Origin of the sequence: Niveibacterium terrae (genome assembly GCF_048213115.1) — a bacterium.
Lineage (GTDB): Bacteria > Pseudomonadota > Gammaproteobacteria > Burkholderiales > Rhodocyclaceae > Niveibacterium > Niveibacterium terrae.
Genome location: NZ_CP172404.1, coordinates 499,731 through 517,258, shown reverse-complemented (window position 1 = coordinate 517,258; position 17,528 = coordinate 499,731). Strand labels below are relative to the sequence as shown.

Here is a 17,528-nt window from a genome sequence, read left to right as displayed (position 1 = left end):
GTTAAAATTGCCGAAATTCCCGGATTTGCGATACGACAGCGCCCGGCCGGACTCTGTCGCATCACGAATCGGGATACGTCATGAATGAAGCTTTTCTGATCAATTTCACCCCGCAGGAAACGCGGGTCGCCCAGCTGCAAAACGGAGCCGTCCAGGAACTTCACATCGAACGCGAACGCTCGCGCGGCTTCGTCGGGAACATCTATCTGGGCCGCATCGTCCGCGTGCTGCCCGGCATGCAGTCGGCCTTCATTGACATCGGCCTGGAGCGCACGGCCTTCCTCCACGTCGCCGACATCTGGATGGACCGGCACAACGGCGAAGTCTCGAAACCGATCGAGAAGCAGCTGCACGAAGGCCAGAACCTGATGGTTCAGGTTCTGAAGGATCCGATCGGCAGCAAGGGCGCACGGCTCTCGACCCAGATCAGCATCGCCGGGCGTCTGCTCGTCTATCTGCCTCAGGAACGCCATATCGGCATCTCGCAGCGAATCGGTAACGAGGAGGAGAGGCTGGCGCTGCGCGAGCGCGTGCAACGCCTGATCGGCCCCGCGGAGACCGGCGGTTTCATCGTCCGAACCATGGCCGAACGCGCCGCTGACGCGGAGCTCGCGGCCGACATCGCCTATCTGCGCAAGACCTGGGACGAGATCAAGAGCCGCACCGTCGGCGCCTTCCCGCCCCGCGAGCTCTATTGCGACCTGTCGCTGGCCCAGAGGGTGCTGCGCGATCTGGTGAGCCCGGAGACCGAGCGCATCGTGATCGACTCGCGCGAGAACTTCCAGAAACTGCGCGGCTTTGCCGAACTCTACATGCCCCAGGTCCTCAATCTGCTCAAGCATTACTCGGGCGAGAGGACGCTGTTCGATCTGCACGGCGTCGAGGAAGAGATCCAGAAAGCGCTGTCGCGGCGCGTCGACCTGAAGAGCGGAGGCTATCTGATCGTCGACCAGACCGAGGCACTGACGACGATCGACGTCAACACGGGCGGCTTCGTCGGAGCCCGCACTTTCGACGACACGGTGTTCAAGACCAACCTCGAAGCGGCTCAGGCGATCGCGCGCCAGCTCCGCCTCAGGAATCTGGGCGGCATCATCCTGATCGACTTCATCGACATGGAGAGCGACGAACACCGCTCGGCGGTGCTCGCCGAGCTGCACAAGTCGCTCGCCGGAGATCACACGAAAGTCTCGGTCGGCGGCTTCACCTCGCTAGGCCTCGTCGAGATGACGCGCAAGAGAACGCGCGAGTCGCTCGCCCACATCCTCTGCGAGTCCTGCCCGACCTGCGGTGGCCGGGGTCAGATCAAGACCGCGCGCACCGTGACCTATGAAGTGCTGCGCGAACTCGTCCGCGAAGCACGTCAGTTCGATGCCCGCGAGTTCCGCATCCTCGCATCTCCCGGCGTCATCGACCTCTTCCTCGACGAGGAAGCCCAGGCGCTCGCTATGCTGTCCGACTTCGTCGGCAAACCGATCTCGCTACAGGCCGAAACCAGCTACAACCCCGAGCAGTTCGACATCGTGCTGCTGTAAGCCGAGTCGGCGCAAACACCGGAATTTTGCATGAGCACGACCATCCCCCCCCAGGCCTTCATCTTCGACATGGACGGCCTGCTGCTCGACAGCGAACGTCTCGCCTTCGCGATCGGCCGCGAGACCTGCCTCGCGCTGGATCTGCCCTGGAGCGAAGAGGCCGCTCTGGGCATGATAGGCCTCAATGCAGCTTCGTGCGCCGCGTGGCTCAGGCAGTGCTTCGGCAACGATTACCCGGTCGAAGCGCAGCGCGCCGAATTCGGTCGCCGCTACGAAGCGCATGTGACCGAGCACGGCGTGCCACTGAAACCGGGCGTGCTCGAACTGCTGGATCGGCTTGACGCGCTCGCGATCCCGCGCGCGGTCGCGACTTCGACCGCGTCGAATCGCGCCCGTCTGAAACTCGACAGGACGGGCCTTGCCCACCGCTTCGACCACATCGTCGGCGGCGATCAGGTCGAGCGCGGCAAGCCCGCTCCGGACATCTTCCTCGCCGCGGCGAAAGCGCTCGCGATCGCGCCCGAAGCCTGCCTGGCGCTCGAGGACTCGAACGCAGGGGGCCGTGCCGCGCTGGCGGCCGGGATGAGCTTGCGCGTCATCCCCGACCTGCTCGCCCCCGCCCCCGAACTCGCCGCGGCGGGCGCGAAGATCTGCACCAGCCTCTTCGACGTGCTCGCCGAGCTCGAGTAGGAGCGGCAGACCGGTACAATCGGTCTTTTCCGCGAAAACGCCATCATGATCGGACGCCTGCACGGCACGCTTGTCGAGAAGAACCCGCCCCAGATCCTGGTCGATGTCGCCGGAGTCGGCTACGAGCTGGAAGTGCCGATGAGCACCTTCTACAACCTCCCGGCGACTGGCCAACAGGTGACGCTGCGTACCCATCTGGCGATCCGCGAGGACGCTCACATGCTGTACGGTTTCGCGAGCGAAGACGAACGCGGCGCTTTTCGCCAGTTGCTGAAAGTCTCGGGCGTCGGTGCCCGGATCGCGCTGGCCGTGCTGTCCAGCCTTTCGGTCAGCGAACTCGCCCAGGCGGTGGCAGCCCAGGAGACCGGGCGTCTGGTCAAGACGCCCGGAATCGGCAAGAAGACCGCCGAGCGCCTGCTCCTCGAACTGCGCGACAAACTGCCCAAAGCCCTCCCCGCTGCCCACGCGAGCGCCGTCGCGGCAGCTCCGGACTCCCGCGACGACATCGCGAATGCGCTGCTCTCGCTCGGCTACAACGAGCGCGAAGCCCAGGCCGCACTCAAGCAGATCCCCGCGGAGCTCAGCGTCTCCGACGGCATCCGCGCAGCGCTGAAGCTGCTATCGAAAGCATGAGTGCTCAATCAGGAAAACAGATGACCCAGACCGCAAACCTTCCGCTCAACGACAGCGAACTCGAAGAGCTCGACTTCCGGCTCGCCCGCTTTCCCGAGGCGATGAGCCTTGAGTCCATCGACGGCCTGTTCTGTGCGCTGATCGTCGGCCCGGTCGCCGTCCCCCCTTCGGACTGGCTGGCTGAAGTGCTCGGCGAACAACCCGCAGATGTCGATGAAGCCGATATCCGACGGCTAATCGGCCTGCTGATCCGGCACTGGAACCACGTCGCAAGCGGATTCCGCACCGACTGGAGCGGCGTCACGGCCGCTGAAGGCGCGGAAGCAATGTACTTCCCGCTCCTTGCCGAGAGCGAGAACGAGGATCCGGACTACCACCAGGCCCAGGCCTGGGCCGAAGGTTTCCGGATCGGCCTCGCCTGGCTCGAAGACAACCACGTCGCGCAGATCGAGACGGATGAGGAATGCCGAACCATCCTGACCCTGATCGCCGCGCTCGATTCGGGCGAGAAGGACGACGGCAGTCAGCTCACCGAAAAGGAACGCGACGATCTGATCCCGCCGCTGACCGCCGCGCTGCAATACCTCTATGTGTTCTGGCGCGAGCGCGCGGGCGCCCAGGCCGTTCCGCAGACGCCGTTCCGGGCACCGGAGCTGCCCGGCCGCAACGATCTATGCCCCTGCGGCAGCGGCAAGAAGTTCAAGAAATGCTGCGGCGCGCCCGAACGCCTGCACTGATGCGATGACGAAAAGACCCGCACCGCTGGTCAGTTACGCGCTGCTCTTCGCATCGATGAGCCTGGTCGGCAGCTATGTCGCGCTGTCCAAGCCGCTGGTCGCGGCGCTCCCGGTCTTCCTGCTTGCCTGGCTGCGCTTCGGCATCGGAGCGCTGGCCATGCTTGGCCAGACCCGTCCCCGGGTTCTGGCCCAGCTCGACGGTGCGACCTGGCGTGCGCTTTTCCTGCAGAGCTTCTTCGGCAACTTCCTGTTCACGATCTGTATGCTCAACGGAGTGGCCCGCACCAGCGTCACCGCAGGGGGGATGATCCTCGCGAGCCTGCCGGCCATCGTCGCGCTCTTCTCGTGGCTGCTGCTGCGCGAGCGCCTGAACGCGCGCACGGTCGTCGCCGTCGCGCTGGCGGCGACCGGAATCGGCACACTGGCGCTCGCCAAGGATCCCGGCGGCCATGCATCGCTCACCGGCAACCTGCTGATGCTGGGTGCGGTCTGCTGCGAAGCGCTCTATGTCGTGATCGGAAAATCACTCGCATCCCGCCTGCCCGCGCTGTCAGTCTCGGCTCTGATCAACCTGATCGGTCTCGCGCTGACCACGCCCTTCGGAATCTGGCAAGCGATCGGTTTCGATTTCGCCGCGGTCAGGCCAGGCTTGTGGTGGCTGCTGCTCTTCTACGCGCTGGGCGCCAGCGTATTTTCGGTCTGGCTATGGATGAGCGGCTTGCGCCGCGTGCCGGCGAATCAGGCCGGAGTCTTCACGATCGCGCTGCCGCTGGCCTCGACCGCAATCGGCGTGCTCTTCCTCGGCGAACAGCTGGCCGTCTCCCACATCATCGCTTTTTCCTGCGCCCTTGCCGGTATCCTGCTGACCACCCGGCAGACGACCAACCGCTCCTGAAGCCGGTTCAGGCGCCGGCATCCTGCCGACGGTGGAGCAGAACCGGGCGCCGTCGGTGACTGACCCAGACGTCGCCGGTTTCGACGACGAAGCGGATCACCCGGTGGCCCGTTCCTTCGACGTGCTCGCTGACCAGCTCGACGCCCGCGCGCCCGAGCAGGGCCTTGATCGCCCTGACGTTGTCGCGTCCGGTATTCATCGCTTCGCTGGCGAAAACACTGGCCCCCCCGAAGAGCTTGCAGACACAGGCGCCGGGCTCTACCCCGACCTCGCGCAGGCGACCCACCATCAGCCGCAGCGCATCCTCGGCGAAACGGGCGTCCGAATCCGCCGGCTCGCGACGCACCGTTCCGCGGCGCGGCAGCAGCACATGGCACATCGCGCCGATTCGTCGCACGGGATGCCACAAGGTCAGAGCCACGCAGGAGCCAAGCACCGCACGCAGCTCGTCCCCGGCTTCGCCGAGTAGAACCTGCCCGGCATGAACGTGACGAATGCTCATCGCCGCCCGTCCGCGAGATCGGGGCCGCGATGAAGCAGATCTGCCTCATCGGAATCGTAGCGGGGGAAGAATCCAGAAACACCTGTGCAAAACCGAAATGCAACCGAGAACATCGGGAACAACTCCAGCCTCTCTTGCCAAAGCAGCCATCTTCGCGCTTATCGGCCGCTCCGGCTATCGAGGATGCGCCCGGAAGAATCGTTCAGGCATCCTTCAGCTCCCTGAGCCTCTGGTTGATCGTCGGAATCTGACGCAGCAGCTCTTCGGCCGGCATAGCCTTAGCAACCAGCCAGCCCTGGGCCAGATCGCAGCCCATGTCGCGCAACAGCTTCCAGTCTTCGACGGTCTCGACTCCCTCACCGACGGTCACGAGCTTGAGCCTGTGCCCGATCTCGATCGCCGAACTGAGCAAGGTGCGCAGGTGTGCGCGCTGCCAGGCTCCGGTCACAAATGAGCGGTCGACCTTCAGCTCGGTGAAGGGCAAACGGGAGAGCTGCTGCATCGACGAAAAACCTGTCCCATAGTCGTCGATGGACAGGCCGCAGCCGCGCAGCCTGAGCCTGACCAGACAGCCCGTCGCCATCGCGACATTGGTCGCCATCGCCGTCTCGGTCACTTCGAACATGAAATGCTGAGGGTCGAGGCCGGATGCACTCACCCGGGAGATCAGGCCTTCGGTCAGGCTCACGTCGTGCAGTGAAGCCGGAGAGAGGTTGATCGCTACTGAGAGCTGGATTCCGCGGCTGAGCCACATCCGCAGTGCAACGATCGCCGCGTCGAGGATTTTCAGCGTCAAATCCGGAATCAGCCCGTGCTGGGCCGCAACCGGGATGAAGGAATCGGGCGGGATCAGCGTGCCGTCGGGTTTGACCCAGCGCGCCAGCGCTTCGACGCTCTTGACCAGGCCCAGCTGCAGCGAAGCCTTGGGCTGGAAATAGGGCATGATCTGGCCGTTCGCCAGCGCTTCGACGAGCGCATCGGGCGCAACCCGCGTCGCTCCCGCTCCCGGCCCCTGCGCCCTGGCCCAGCCCGGGTTGAAGGCGCGCAAGGCGTTCTGCAGATGTTCGATCGCGACCGGCTTTTTCAGCGTTCCGAGCAGGGGCAGCCCCAGACTCTCCATCATCGATTCGACCGCGCTGATCACCATGTCTTCCTTGCCACTGGCCAGCACGATCGCGGGCGGCAGCGGAAGTTCGGCGAGGCGCTGGATCAGCTCGACTCCGTCCATCCCCGGCATCTCGAGGTCGACGAAGATCACGGCCGGCTGGGGCAGGATCTGGCTCAACCGCGCCAGCGCCTCGCCCCCTTCCCCTGCTTCGTTGATCCGGGTGATGCCCAGCGTCAGCAGGTGCTCGATCAGAGCCGTCCTCTGCAGAGCGCTGTCATCGACGATCAGCACACCCCGGGCGAGCAGCTCTTCGGAGAGAATCAGGTCAGCGTCCATAAGCAACGATCGCGGCAGGAATTTTTTCGAGTCCAAGGCTGTCGTTCACTCCGCCGTGGCGGATCGCCTCCTTGGGCATGCCATAGACGACGCAACTCGCTTCGTCCTGAGCCAGAGTCTTCGCGCCGGCGTCGAACATCTCCTTCATACCCCGGGCGCCGTCATCGCCCATCCCGGTCATGATGATTCCGAGCGCATTGGGTCCGGCAGACTTCGCGACCGAGCGGAACAGCACATCGACCGAAGGACGGTGGCGGGAGACCAGAGGCCCTTCGACCACCTCGACGACGTACTGCGCGCCGTTGCGCTTGACCAGAGTGTGCTTGCCTCCGGGCGCGATCAGGGCCCGCCCTGGATAGATCCGGTCCCCGGTCGCTGCTTCCTTGACTTCGATTTCGGACAGCCCGTTCAGCCGCTCAGCGAAACTTCTCGTGAAGCGCTCGGGCATGTGCTGGACGATCACGATTCCGGGCGAGGTGCGCGGCAGGGCCGGCAGCACGCACTCCAGAGCCTGGGTGCCTCCGGTCGAGACCCCGATCGCGACGAAATGATCGGTCGTCCTCGCCATCGCGGCGCGCGGCCCCGGCGCGGCCAGGATCGCATCGGCGGTCAGCTTGGGCGCCACCATGGGCTGATTGAGCCGCCGCGGATTGGCCGCGGCCGCGGCCCGGATCGCCGAGGCGAGTTCGTCCTCGCTGTCGCGCAGGAAGCTGCCGACTCCGATCTGGGGTTTAGTAATGATGCTGACCGCTCCCGCTTCGAGCGCATCCATCGTGATCTGCGCCCCCTTTTCGGTCAGCGATGAGCAGATCACGGTCGGCGTCGGGTGCTGCTTCATGATCTGCCGCAAGAAGGTGATGCCATCCATCCTGGGCATCTCGACGTCCAGAAGCAGCACGTCCGGCCACTGCTTCTGCATCTGGGCCAGAGCGAAAATGGGATCGGAAGCCGTCGCGATGACCCGGATATCCGGATGCTGACGCAACACCTCCTGGACGACCTGGCGCACCACCGCCGAGTCATCGACCACCATCACGTTGATCATCGTTCCCTCCCCCTCCGTACGCCATCGCGTTCTGCCTGTGACTGACCCAGACTTCTCCGGTCTCGACGACGAAGCGGATCACGCGATGCCCCGTCCCCTCGACATTCTCGCTGACGATCGCGACGCCCGCACGATTGAGCAGGCTCTTCAAGGCGCGCACGTTGGCGTTGCCGACCCGCGAATCGCCGCTGGCGAAGACCTGGGCTCCGCCGAAGATCTTGCACGCGCACTCGCCCGGTTGAACGCCCGCCTCGCGCAGGCGAGCCACCATCAGCTGCAACGCATCCTCGGCAAAACGCCCGTCCTGTTCGTCGGTCCTGCCGCTTCGCAGCGTCGCTCCGCGCCGGGGCAGCAGCACATGGCTCATCACACCAACCCGCTTGCCGGGATGCCACAGCGTGACCGCCACACAGGAACCGAGCACGGCGCGCAGTTCGTCGCCCGGCAGGCCCAGCCTCACATCTCCGGCATGGACATGGTGGATACTCATCGCACCAGCCTGTAAATCGAAGATTCAACCCGACGCAGAGGCAGGCCCAAGCCCTGAAGAGACTCGGACAGCCCGATGAAGAGCCAGCCACCGGGATTCATGCGTTCGATCACTCGCCTGACGATGGCCCGCTTGCCCTCCGCGTCGAAATAGATCAGCACATTGCGCAGGAAAACGATGTCGAAGCGCCCGAGCTCAGGCGCTTCATCGAAAAGATTGTGCCTGAGGAAGCGGGCCCTCTGACGCAGTGCGCGATCGATCAACAGATGCCCCTGATAAGGCCCCGTCCCCCGCCGGCAATAGCGTTTCAGATAGCGCGAGGGCAGTCTCTCCAGACGCTGGAGGCGGTAGAGCCCGCGCTGCGCGTGCCTCACCATCGTTGCGGACAGATCGCAGCCGATCAGCTCCCACCTCTCGTCCGCAAGCACATCGTCGAGCAGCATCGCAAGGCTGTAACACTCTTCGCCCGAGGAACAGGCCGCCGACCACACGCGCACCGGCCGCCGCGTCAGCTCGGGCAGGATGTCCTCGGCCAGCCGCGTAAAATGATCAGGCTCACGAAAGAAGTAAGTCTCGTTGGTCGTCAACAGATCGACCGCTCTCTGCCTCTCCTCGGCCGAGCCGGGGCTCAGCAGAAGATCGCAATAGCGGTCGAAATCTTCCATGCCGTGATGCGAAAGCCGTTTGCGCAGTCTTCCCTCGACCAGCGCTTGCTTGTGCGCGGCCAGCGTAATTCCGCTCGCTTCGAAAAAGAAGCGCTGCAGACGTCCGAAGGCCTGGGCTCCCAGCGTGGTCTCGGGAAGAGGCATCAGCTCACTCCACGGCTGCGCTCTCGGCGATACCGATCATCTGTTCGAGCTCTTCGGCCGACAGCACCTTGTCGAGATTCAGCGCCACGACAAACAGACTGCCCAGACGGAGCATCCCGGACACGAAATCGGCGCGGATTCCCGAGCCGAAGTTCGGGCGCATCTCGATCTGCGCGTCATCGACCTCGACCACTTCATCGACCGCATCGACGATGACCCCCAGAGGCTGCAGCTCCTCGCCTATTGTCACCTCGACAATGACGATGCAGGTCCGGCGCCCGACTTCGGTTTTGGCCCGGCCGAAGCGAACCGACAGGTCGATGACCGGCACCACCGCACCGCGCAGATTGATCACTCCGGCCAGGAAGGCGGGCGTCAGCGGAATGGTCGTCAAACCGGGGAACTCGATGATCTCGCGGATCGACTGGATCGAAATCGCGAAACGCTCGCTGCCCAAGCGGAATGTCAGGAATTGCTGTTGCGCGCCCTGCGCAACTTCCACCACCGCGTGGCGGGAAGAGCCAGTCTGCAGCGCCGTCGAAGTTTGGCTTGCACTCATTGCAGCTTCTCCTCAGAAGCGTACGAAAGCTTCTTCATCAACTTCACTCGGGGACTCATTGTGCACCGCGCTTCGCCTGACCGGCTTGCCGCGGCGAACCGGCCCCTTGCCCGACGCGCGGGGACGCACCGCGGACGCCTCGGTTTCGGTCCGGAAGAACTGCATCATCTCCTGCAGCTGGACAGCCTGCGAGCTCATCTCCTCGGCGGTCGAGGACAACTGCTCGGAGGCCGACGCGTTCGCCTGTGTGGTCTGGGTCAGCTGACCGATCGCGCTGTTGATCTGATCGAGCCCTCCGGTCTGCTCGCGCGAAGCGGCCGCGATCTCCTGGACGAGGTCGGCCGTGCGCGTGATCGACGGCACCAGATCTCCGAGCAGCTTGCCGGCACGCTCGGCCATGCCGACGCTGCTTGACGCAAGAGAGCTGATTTCCTGCGCGGCAATCTGGCTGCGCTCGGCCAGCTTCCTGACTTCGGCGGCAACGACCGCGAAGCCCTTGCCATGATCGCCGGCCCGCGCCGCTTCGATCGCCGCGTTCAGCGCCAGCAGGTTGGTCTGATAGGCGATGTCGTCGATGATGCCGATTTTTTCGGCGATCTGTTTCATCGCGCTGACCGTCTCGCCGACCGCCTGACCGCCTTCGCCTGCATCATGTGCCGACTTCGACGCGATGCCATCGGTCACCTTCGCATTCTCGGAGTTCTGGGCGACGGTCGCCGAGATCTCTTCCATCGATGCGCTGGTCTCCTCGACGCTGGCGGCCTGCTCGGTCGCGTTCTGGCTCAGCACCTGGGACGAGGCCGAAACCTCTTCGGAGGCCGAAGCCAGAGAGTCGCTGGTCGCGCGCACTTCACTGATCACATGGGTCAGGCGCTCGACCATCTTAGCCATCGCAAAGAGCAGACTGCCCTCGACCGCTCGCGTGACATCGACCTTGACGGTCAGATCGCCTTCGGCGACCCGGCGCACCAGATCGGCCGCATAGTCCGGCTCGCCCCCGATCTGACGGGTCACGATCCGGGCCACGAAGATGCCCAAACCCACCGCGAGCACGAAGGCAACGACGATCAGCGCGATCATCGTGACCCTGACCTCGGCGACGGTCTTCATCGCCGCCTCATTCTGGATCTTGGCCTGACTGGCGTTCTCGTCCATCAGGGCACGAATCGCCTTTTCAACGTCGTTGCTTTGCTTGCGAACGGTCAGATAGCTGAACTGGGTTGCTTCCTCATACTTCCCGGAGCTGACCAGGTTCTGCAGCTTCTCGGCGGCATCGACATAGGGAGTCAACGCCGCGTCCAACTGCTTGTTCAGCACCTTCTCCTGTTCGCTCAGAGGCGTCGAACGGTAGCGGGTCATCGCATCCTGGAAAGCCTGGAAGTGGCCTTTCCCGCGCTCCACGGTCGTCTTGATGTCCTCGGCATCGTGCAAGGTCGGCAGCCGGGTCAAGCCACGGCTGTGCAGCCCCTGTCGCAGCGCCGCATCGGCGAGGTTCTGGATCGAAACCAGATTGTTGGAGTAGGTGTTATCGAGAAGCCCGCCCAGCTCGACAACCTTGAGCAGGGAAAAAACACCGACGATCGTCGTCAGCAACGCGCAGACCGTGAAGGACACGATCAGCTTCTGACCGAGCTTGAGACGCAGGAACCAGTTCATTTTTCTTCCCCCTGGAACTAACTTTCATCAAAACCGAGTGAGACTGGTTCAAGCCGTCGCGGGCAGGGACTGATGGGGGCCGGAGTCCCCTCCTTCGGCGCTCAGCGCGATCAGGCTGGGAACATCGAGGATCAGCGCGACCGCGCCATCGCCGAGGATCGTCGAACCGCTGATCCCCCTGACGCCCGAGAAGAGCTTGCCGAGCGGTTTGATCACCGCCTGGGATTCGCCGAGCAGGCGGTCGACGACGATCCCCGCCCTCTGCTTGCCGTACTCGACGACGATCAGGCTCTCCCGCGACGGCGCATCCCCGGCCAGATCGAAGACTTCGCGCAGGCGCACGAAGGGCAGAGGCTCGCCGCGCAGCGACACCAGCCGCTTGGAGCCTTCCTCCGCGCTCATATCCGAGCATTCGACGACCATGTCGAGCGGGATCACAAACACCGCGTTATCGACCGAGACCTGGAATCCGTCGATGATCGCCAGCGTCAGCGGCAGGCGGATCCGGAAAGTCGCGCCTTCGCCCCGCGTCGAGAGGATCTCGATCTCGCCGCGAAGTTGATCCACCCCTCTCTTGACGACATCCATGCCGACTCCGCGGCCGGACAGATTGGTCACCTTCTCGGCGGTCGAGAAGCCGGGAGCGAAGATCAGCTGGTTGATCTCGGAGTCGGACAAAGGCTCATCGACCGAGATCAGGCCGCGCTCGATCGCCTTCGCGCGAATTCGCTCCGTATCGAGCCCGTGACCGTCGTCGCTGACTTCGATGACGATACAGCCCGATTCGTGGAAAGCGTTGAGCTGCAGGCGTCCCTGCTCGGGCTTGCCGACCGCGAGGCGCTCTTCGAGCGGCTCGATTCCGTGATCCATCGCATTGCGGACGATGTGGGTCAGCGGGTCGGCGAGCCGCTCGACCATCGATTTGTCCAGTTCGGTCTCGGCGCCGGTGATCACCAGATCGATTTTCTTGCCCAGCTCCTGCGAGACGTCGCGCACGACGCGCGGGAAGCGCTGGAACACTTCGCCGATCTGGATCATCCGCAAGTTCAGCGCCCGGTCGCGGATCTGCTCGACCAGCGTGCCGACTTCCCCGAGCACTTCGACCAGCTCGCTCTGGCGAGTACGCTCGGCCTGCAGCCGGGCGCCGGCTGACGCGATGACAAGCTCTCCGACCAGGTTGATCAGCTGATCGAGTCTGGCCGCTTCGACCTTGATGATCTTCTGTTCGCTGCTGCGCCGTTCCTCGTGCTGCTTCTGCCGCGACAGCGCGGCAGCGACAACAGGCGCCTGGACCATCTGTTCCTGGACCAGCAGTTCGCCGAGCCGGGGCGCTTCGCTGCCCTGTTCGCGGGCCTTGTTCTGGATTTCGAGGATGCGTTCGAGCTCGTTGGCGGTCAGCGTGCCTCCGGCGATCAGGATTTCGCCCAGCCTCTGACGCGATTCGGGCAACGCTGTGATCAGATCGATGAACTCGTCTATCTTGGCGCGCGGCGGCAGGATGCGGATCTCGCTGTCTTCGCGGACGAACTCGAACACATCGTCGAGCGTCTTCTTGTCGGCATCGGAAACCAGATCGATCTCGAAGCCGAGATAGCAGGACTCGGGATCGAAGTCCGCCGCCGCGGGCAGGCGCTCCTCAAGCGTATAGAGCGCCTTGATCGTGCCCAGCCCGGACAGATAGTTGATGAAGGAGAGCGGGTCCATACCGTTGCGCAGCACGTCGGCACCGAAGCGCAAGGACAGGTGCCAGTGATCGTTGCCAGCCCCCGCTCCCGACGGTTCACGCTCGACCCGGGCGTCCGGGGAATCGACCGCGACTTCGGTCTTCGCCGAGGTCGCGCCCAGCGTCTCACGCAAGGCTTCGAGCAGGACTTCGCGCGTGCCGGGATCGGGGTCACGCGAGTCCCCGCCCGCATCCTCCAGCCCATCGACCAGGCGCCCCAGGTAATCGCCGCAGCGCAGCAGGATCGACACGAGAGGCGCATCCAGCCTCAGGGTCTCGCCACGCACACGATCGAGCACATTCTCCATCACATGCGTGAAGCTGACGATCAAATCGAGGCCGAACAAACCGGCCGAACCCTTGATCGTATGGGCGGCGCGGAAAGCGGCATTGATCCGCTCGGCCGACTGCCCTTCCGATTCGATTTCAAGCAGAGCCCGCTCCATATCGGCGAGCAGCTCACGCGATTCCTGCACCAACGCATCACGGGCGGAAGAAAGATCCATGATCAGGCTCCGACGATCGAAACGGCTTCCCCGAGCTCTCCTTCGAGCCCGAGCCGACTCACCACCTCACGCACAGCGTGGCTGTGCCCAACCCAGCGCAGCGCGTGACCGAGCGCACAGGCCTCGCGCTGGGCGACCAGCATCAGCTGCACTCCGGCGGTATCGAGTTCGGTGACTCCGACGAGATCCACTTCCAGACCCTCGTTGTCGCGCACCGCGCGCAACAGGGTCTCATTGAGCTCGGCGGCCTGAAAGATCGTCATCTCGCCTTCCAGCGCAAGACGGGCAGAAGAATTCGGATTCGGCGACATCACACTCCCTCCGGAATACAGCTGTTTTCAGGGCAGAACCAGTTTGGCGACGGCGTCGAGCAGCGCGGGAGGTTGAAAAGGTTTGACGACCCAAGCCCGCGCTCCGGCGGCCTTGCCTTCCGCGATCTTGTCCTGAGAGCCTTCGGTCGTCAGCATGATCACCGGCGTGAAACGGTAATTCGGCAAGGCCTTGGCCTTCTTGACGAAACCGATGCCATCGAGGTTGGGCATGTTCACATCCGAGATGATCAGATTGAACTTGCGCCCGTCGAGCTTGGAGAGGCCGTCCAGACCATCGGACGCTTCGACGACATCGTAGCCCGCACCTTTCAGTGCGATCGCCAGCGTGTGACGAAGGCTGAACGAATCATCAACGATCAGTATCGTTTTGCTCATCAGGAGCTTCCCCCGCGGCTAAAAGAAAGTAATTTCCGAACCTGTCGCCGCCGCTGCCGCCTTGGCCTGACGGGCGCCGCTGCCTCGGTGCAACTCGTGCTGCTCCAGCGTTGTATAGCTGCGCGCCAGCTCTTCATGCCAGGCTTTCACGTCGGGAATGACTGCGGATTCCGCGGCAACCGACACATCCTTCGCGGTCGAAGCCATCTTTTCCATATCGGCCAGCACATGGTCGAGGATCTGGTGAATGCGGTCTTCGAACTGCAGATTGACCAGCACTCCGTGGATATCCCCTTCGATGTCGCGGCGCTCATCCTGCAGCGAGGCCACCGATGCCTGCAGCGTATCGGCGGTCGAGTGGAAATCATGGATGATCCGCTCGGCCGTTTCACGCGAAGCGGCGACAATCTGCAGCTCGCGTGTGGAGAATTCCTCGGACAGGGCCAGAGTGCTGGTGATCGCGGTTCCGACCGTGCTGACCGTATCGCGAATCCTCTGACCGGTTTCCCCGGACTGGCTGGAGAGCTTGCGCACTTCGTCGGCAACCACCGCAAAGCCCCGACCGGACTCACCGGCCCGCGCCGCCTCGATCGCCGCATTGAGCGCAAGCAGATTGGTCTGCTTGGCGATGTTCGCAACCTCTTCGGCCATCCTCTGCAGCTGATCGGCATGGGAGGCCACGCCCCCGATCTGTTCGATCAGGCGCGCACGAAACTCCTGGGTCTGGTTCAGCGTCTCGACGATGCCGCGCAAGCCCGCTTCGGCGGCCTCTATCGTCTGCAACGCCGCGTCTTCATCGCCCCTCGCTCCACCGCTCGAAAGGCGTTCGGAGAGGGAGGCGAAGCGCTGGGCCAAACCATCGATCGCTTCCTTGATCTCGCCCTGGGCGAGGCCGACATGCTGACGCCACAGCGGCAACACGTCCGCGACCAGCAAGGGCAGCCGGGAATCGGGAACAGCCTGGCGCTCAACCGATTCGCCGGGTTCCTGACGGACGGTCTGCTCGCCCTTGCCGGCAAACACGATCGCGGCTACGCCCCCGCCCAGCAGCAGAGCCCACAGAGCCCCCAACCACCCGTTCGTCGCCAGAAATCCGCATACCACCAGATTCAGAGCCAGCCCTCCGGCCAGCACCCACCGCCGCAGCGATTCATCTTTCATGAACATCATCCCCCTGAAGCGCGAAGCGTCTTTGCTGATCCTGTGTCAGGTTATCGGCCCCTGCCACCAGGACTTGACACAAGGTATCACGAAAAATTTACGGCTCGTTACATCTGCTCAACGGGAAAGCCAAACCCGCCCCTCTTCAGGACAAGGACTCCCCTTCATCAAGTCACGCTAAACTTCCGCCAATGATCGAAACCGACCCCCTCGCCCCGACCCCCGAACCGGACCGCCTCGTCTTCGCAGGCAGCGCATCGAGCCAGGAAGAAGCGCTGGAGCGCGCGCTGCGCCCCCGACGCCTGGCCGACTATGTGGGCCAGGCCAAGATCCGCGACCAGCTCGACATCTTCATCGGCGCCGCCCGCCAGCGCAGCGAAGCGCTCGATCACGTTCTGCTCTTCGGTCCTCCCGGCCTGGGCAAGACGACCCTCGCACATATCATCGCCGCCGAGATGGGCGTCAACCTGCGCCAGACATCCGGTCCCGTGCTCGAACGCGCCGGCGATCTGGCTGCGCTGCTGACCAACCTCGAACCGCACGACGTGCTCTTCATCGACGAGATCCACCGGCTCTCGCCCGTCGTCGAGGAAGTGCTGTATCCGGCGCTCGAGGACTACCAGATCGACATCATGATCGGCGAAGGCCCTGCCGCCCGTTCGGTCAAACTCGACCTGCCCCCTTTCACGCTGATCGGCGCGACAACTCGCGCCGGCATGCTGACCAACCCTCTGCGCGACCGCTTCGGAATCGTCGCGCGCCTTGAGTTTTATAGCGCCGAAGAGCTGACAAGTATCGTCAGCCGCTCAGCCCAGTTGCTCAAGGTCAGAATAGAGGAAGATGGCGCGCTTGAAATCGCCCGTCGCGCCCGTGGCACTCCACGGATCGCGAACCGGCTGCTCAGGCGTGTTCGCGATTACGCGCAGATGCGCGCCGACGGCCACATCGCGCGCGAAGTCGCCGACGCGGCACTGACGATGCTCGACGTTGACTCCGTCGGCCTGGACGTGATGGACCGCAAGCTGCTTGACGCGGTCATCGACAAGTTCTCGGGAGGGCCGGTCGGCGTGGACAACCTCGCCGCCGCGATCGGCGAATCACGCGACACGATCGAGGATGTGCTGGAGCCCTACCTGATCCAGCAGGGTTATCTGCAGCGCACGCCGCGCGGCCGGATCGCCACCGCCGCGATCTACCGCCACCTGGGGCTTCTCCCCCCCGGCCAGGCGACCCCCGAACTGTGGCGGGAATGACGCATCCACAGGCTTCGCTGCAACGCTCTCTTACATGAAACTTACGCGAAGAGCGGAGAAGTCGCCTCTCGGCTGCTAGAATGCCCCGATGCATAGTCTTGACGGTTCCGCCTCGCACCTGCCCGTGCGGGTCTACTACGAAGACACCGACGCAGCCGGGGTGGTTTATTACGCAAACTACCTGAAATACTGCGAGCGTGCCCGCACCGAATGGTTGCGGGCTCTGGGCTATGCGCAAGAGTCGCTGCGCGAGACGCGCGGACGAGTCTTCGTCGTCCGCTCTGTCGCCGCCGAATACCTGAGCAGCGCACAGCTCGATGACCTTCTCGACATCGAAACCCGCGTAACCGAACTCGGCCGCGCGAAACTGACCTTCACCCAGCGCGTGCTGCGCGATGGCCAGATCCTCTTTGAAGCGACAGTCCTCATCGTCTGTGTCGACTGGAATACCCGCAAACCGGCCTCGATCCCGGCCGATCTGCGCAGCCTGATGGAAAGCCCCCAATGAGCGGAAACGACGACCTCTCCATATTGACCCTGATCATCCACGCCAGTTTCGTGGTCAAAATCGTGATGTCCCTGCTGCTGGGAGTCTCCTTCGCGTCCTGGTACTGGATCTTCCGCAAATGGATCGCGATCCACTCGGCACAGAACCGCACCGAGACTTTCGAGCGCGAGTTCTGGAGCGGCGGCGACCTCGGCTCGCTGTACCGCAGCGCGGCCGCTTCGCGCGACGAAGTCGGCCAGCTGGGCCGGATCTTCGAAGCGGGCTACCGCGAGTTCGCGAAGCTGCGCGGCCAGAACAACCTCGACGCTTCCGATATCATCAACGGAGCCCAACGGGCGATGCGCGCGACCTACCAGCGCGAGGTCGACGATCTGGAGGCCCACACCTCCTTCCTCGCCTCGGCCGGCTCGGTCAGCCCCTACGTCGGCCTGTTCGGTACGGTCTGGGGCATCATGCACGCGTTCCGCGGCCTCGGCGATGTCGGCTCGGCCACGCTGGCCCAGGTCGCCCCGGGTATCGCCGAAGCGCTGGTCGCGACCGCGATCGGCCTGTTCGCGGCGATTCCGGCCGTCGTCGCCTACAACCGCTTCGCGCACGACATTGACCGGCTCTCGATCCGCTTCGAGAGCTTCATGGAGGAGTTCACGAACATCCTCCAGCGCCAGCTTCGCTGAG

19 protein-coding genes are annotated in these 17,528 nt (G+C 64.0%); 8 read left to right on the top strand and 11 right to left on the bottom strand.

What is annotated here, in order from left to right; translation table 11 throughout:
* Positions 1-80: 80 nt before the first annotated feature.
* From rng to ACHFB9_RS02425, 5 genes are read left to right on the top strand one after another with little or no spacing between them, the layout of a single operon-like run.
* A complete protein-coding gene (gene rng / locus ACHFB9_RS02445) occupies positions 81-1,535 on the top strand; it encodes a ribonuclease G (protein WP_417069395.1) in 1,455 nt (484 codons plus the stop codon).
* Between the two features lie 30 nt (positions 1,536-1,565).
* Positions 1,566-2,225, top strand: coding sequence for an HAD family hydrolase (locus ACHFB9_RS02440; protein ID WP_417069394.1), 660 nt, complete (start codon positions 1,566-1,568; stop codon positions 2,223-2,225).
* A 45-nt stretch (positions 2,226-2,270) separates the two neighbouring features.
* On the top strand, positions 2,271-2,858 hold the full coding sequence (gene ruvA, locus ACHFB9_RS02435; RefSeq protein WP_417069393.1) for a Holliday junction branch migration protein RuvA: 588 nt from the start codon (positions 2,271-2,273) through the stop codon (positions 2,856-2,858).
* Positions 2,859-2,878: 20 nt separating this feature from the next.
* Complete coding sequence (locus ACHFB9_RS02430) at positions 2,879-3,595, top strand: UPF0149 family protein (protein ID WP_417069392.1); 717 nt, start codon at positions 2,879-2,881, stop codon at positions 3,593-3,595.
* Positions 3,596-3,599: 4 nt separating this feature from the next.
* Complete coding sequence (locus tag ACHFB9_RS02425; protein WP_417069391.1) at positions 3,600-4,490, top strand: DMT family transporter; 891 nt, start codon at positions 3,600-3,602, stop codon at positions 4,488-4,490.
* A 7-nt stretch (positions 4,491-4,497) separates the two neighbouring features.
* On the opposite strand, the gene ACHFB9_RS02420 is transcribed toward ACHFB9_RS02425, so the two are convergent.
* The 11 genes from ACHFB9_RS02420 to ACHFB9_RS02370 all read right to left on the bottom strand — a co-directional run bounded on the left by ACHFB9_RS02420 (position 4,498) and on the right by ACHFB9_RS02370 (position 15,092).
* The gene (locus ACHFB9_RS02420; protein WP_417069390.1) at positions 4,498-4,992 is read right to left on the bottom strand and encodes a chemotaxis protein CheD; all 495 of its coding nucleotides are present in this window, start codon (positions 4,990-4,992) and stop codon (positions 4,498-4,500) included.
* 202 nt (positions 4,993-5,194) lie between these two features.
* Positions 5,195-6,436, bottom strand: coding sequence for an EAL domain-containing protein (locus ACHFB9_RS02415; protein WP_417069389.1), 1,242 nt, complete (start codon positions 6,434-6,436; stop codon positions 5,195-5,197).
* Positions 6,426-7,481 carry a protein-glutamate methylesterase/protein-glutamine glutaminase gene (locus ACHFB9_RS02410; protein ID WP_417069388.1) on the bottom strand — a complete coding sequence of 352 codons (1,056 nt, stop codon included), beginning with the start codon at positions 7,479-7,481 and terminating at the stop codon, positions 6,426-6,428. The genes ACHFB9_RS02415 and ACHFB9_RS02410 overlap by 11 nt, the downstream gene beginning before the upstream one ends.
* A complete protein-coding gene (locus ACHFB9_RS02405; RefSeq protein ID WP_417069387.1) occupies positions 7,456-7,971 on the bottom strand; it encodes a chemotaxis protein CheD in 516 nt (171 codons plus the stop codon). Before ACHFB9_RS02405 ends, ACHFB9_RS02410 begins: the two co-directional genes overlap by 26 nt.
* Positions 7,968-8,780 carry a CheR family methyltransferase gene (locus tag ACHFB9_RS02400; protein ID WP_417069386.1) on the bottom strand — a complete coding sequence of 271 codons (813 nt, stop codon included), beginning with the start codon at positions 8,778-8,780 and terminating at the stop codon, positions 7,968-7,970. The genes ACHFB9_RS02405 and ACHFB9_RS02400 overlap by 4 nt, the downstream gene beginning before the upstream one ends.
* A 4-nt stretch (positions 8,781-8,784) precedes the next feature.
* On the bottom strand, positions 8,785-9,339 hold the full coding sequence (locus tag ACHFB9_RS02395; RefSeq protein ID WP_417069385.1) for a chemotaxis protein CheW: 555 nt from the start codon (positions 9,337-9,339) through the stop codon (positions 8,785-8,787).
* Between the two features lie 12 nt (positions 9,340-9,351).
* Entirely contained in the window at positions 9,352-10,995 is a 1,644-nt protein-coding gene (locus tag ACHFB9_RS02390) for a methyl-accepting chemotaxis protein (protein WP_417069384.1), read from the bottom strand.
* 48 nt (positions 10,996-11,043) lie between these two features.
* Entirely contained in the window at positions 11,044-13,224 is a 2,181-nt protein-coding gene (locus ACHFB9_RS02385; protein ID WP_417069383.1) for a chemotaxis protein CheW, read from the bottom strand.
* A 2-nt stretch (positions 13,225-13,226) separates the two neighbouring features.
* On the bottom strand, positions 13,227-13,535 hold the full coding sequence (locus ACHFB9_RS02380) for an STAS domain-containing protein (RefSeq protein ID WP_417069382.1): 309 nt from the start codon (positions 13,533-13,535) through the stop codon (positions 13,227-13,229).
* 27 nt (positions 13,536-13,562) lie between these two features.
* A complete protein-coding gene (locus ACHFB9_RS02375; protein WP_417069381.1) occupies positions 13,563-13,931 on the bottom strand; it encodes a response regulator in 369 nt (122 codons plus the stop codon).
* A gap of 18 nt (positions 13,932-13,949) precedes the next feature.
* Complete coding sequence (locus tag ACHFB9_RS02370) at positions 13,950-15,092, bottom strand: methyl-accepting chemotaxis protein (RefSeq protein ID WP_417069380.1); 1,143 nt, start codon at positions 15,090-15,092, stop codon at positions 13,950-13,952.
* Positions 15,093-15,283: 191 nt separating this feature from the next.
* Here ACHFB9_RS02370 and ruvB point away from each other — a divergent pair, with 191 nt between their 5' ends.
* The 3 genes from ruvB to tolQ all read left to right on the top strand — a co-directional run bounded on the left by ruvB (position 15,284) and on the right by tolQ (position 17,527).
* Positions 15,284-16,345: a Holliday junction branch migration DNA helicase RuvB gene (gene ruvB, locus ACHFB9_RS02365; protein ID WP_417069379.1), complete on the top strand. Its 1,062-nt coding sequence runs from the start codon at positions 15,284-15,286 to the stop codon at positions 16,343-16,345.
* An 88-nt stretch (positions 16,346-16,433) separates the two neighbouring features.
* Complete coding sequence (gene ybgC / locus ACHFB9_RS02360) at positions 16,434-16,853, top strand: tol-pal system-associated acyl-CoA thioesterase (RefSeq protein ID WP_417069378.1); 420 nt, start codon at positions 16,434-16,436, stop codon at positions 16,851-16,853.
* On the top strand, positions 16,850-17,527 hold the full coding sequence (gene tolQ, locus ACHFB9_RS02355; RefSeq protein WP_417069377.1) for a protein TolQ: 678 nt from the start codon (positions 16,850-16,852) through the stop codon (positions 17,525-17,527). The genes ybgC and tolQ overlap by 4 nt, the downstream gene beginning before the upstream one ends.
* Position 17,528 lies beyond the last annotated feature (1 nt).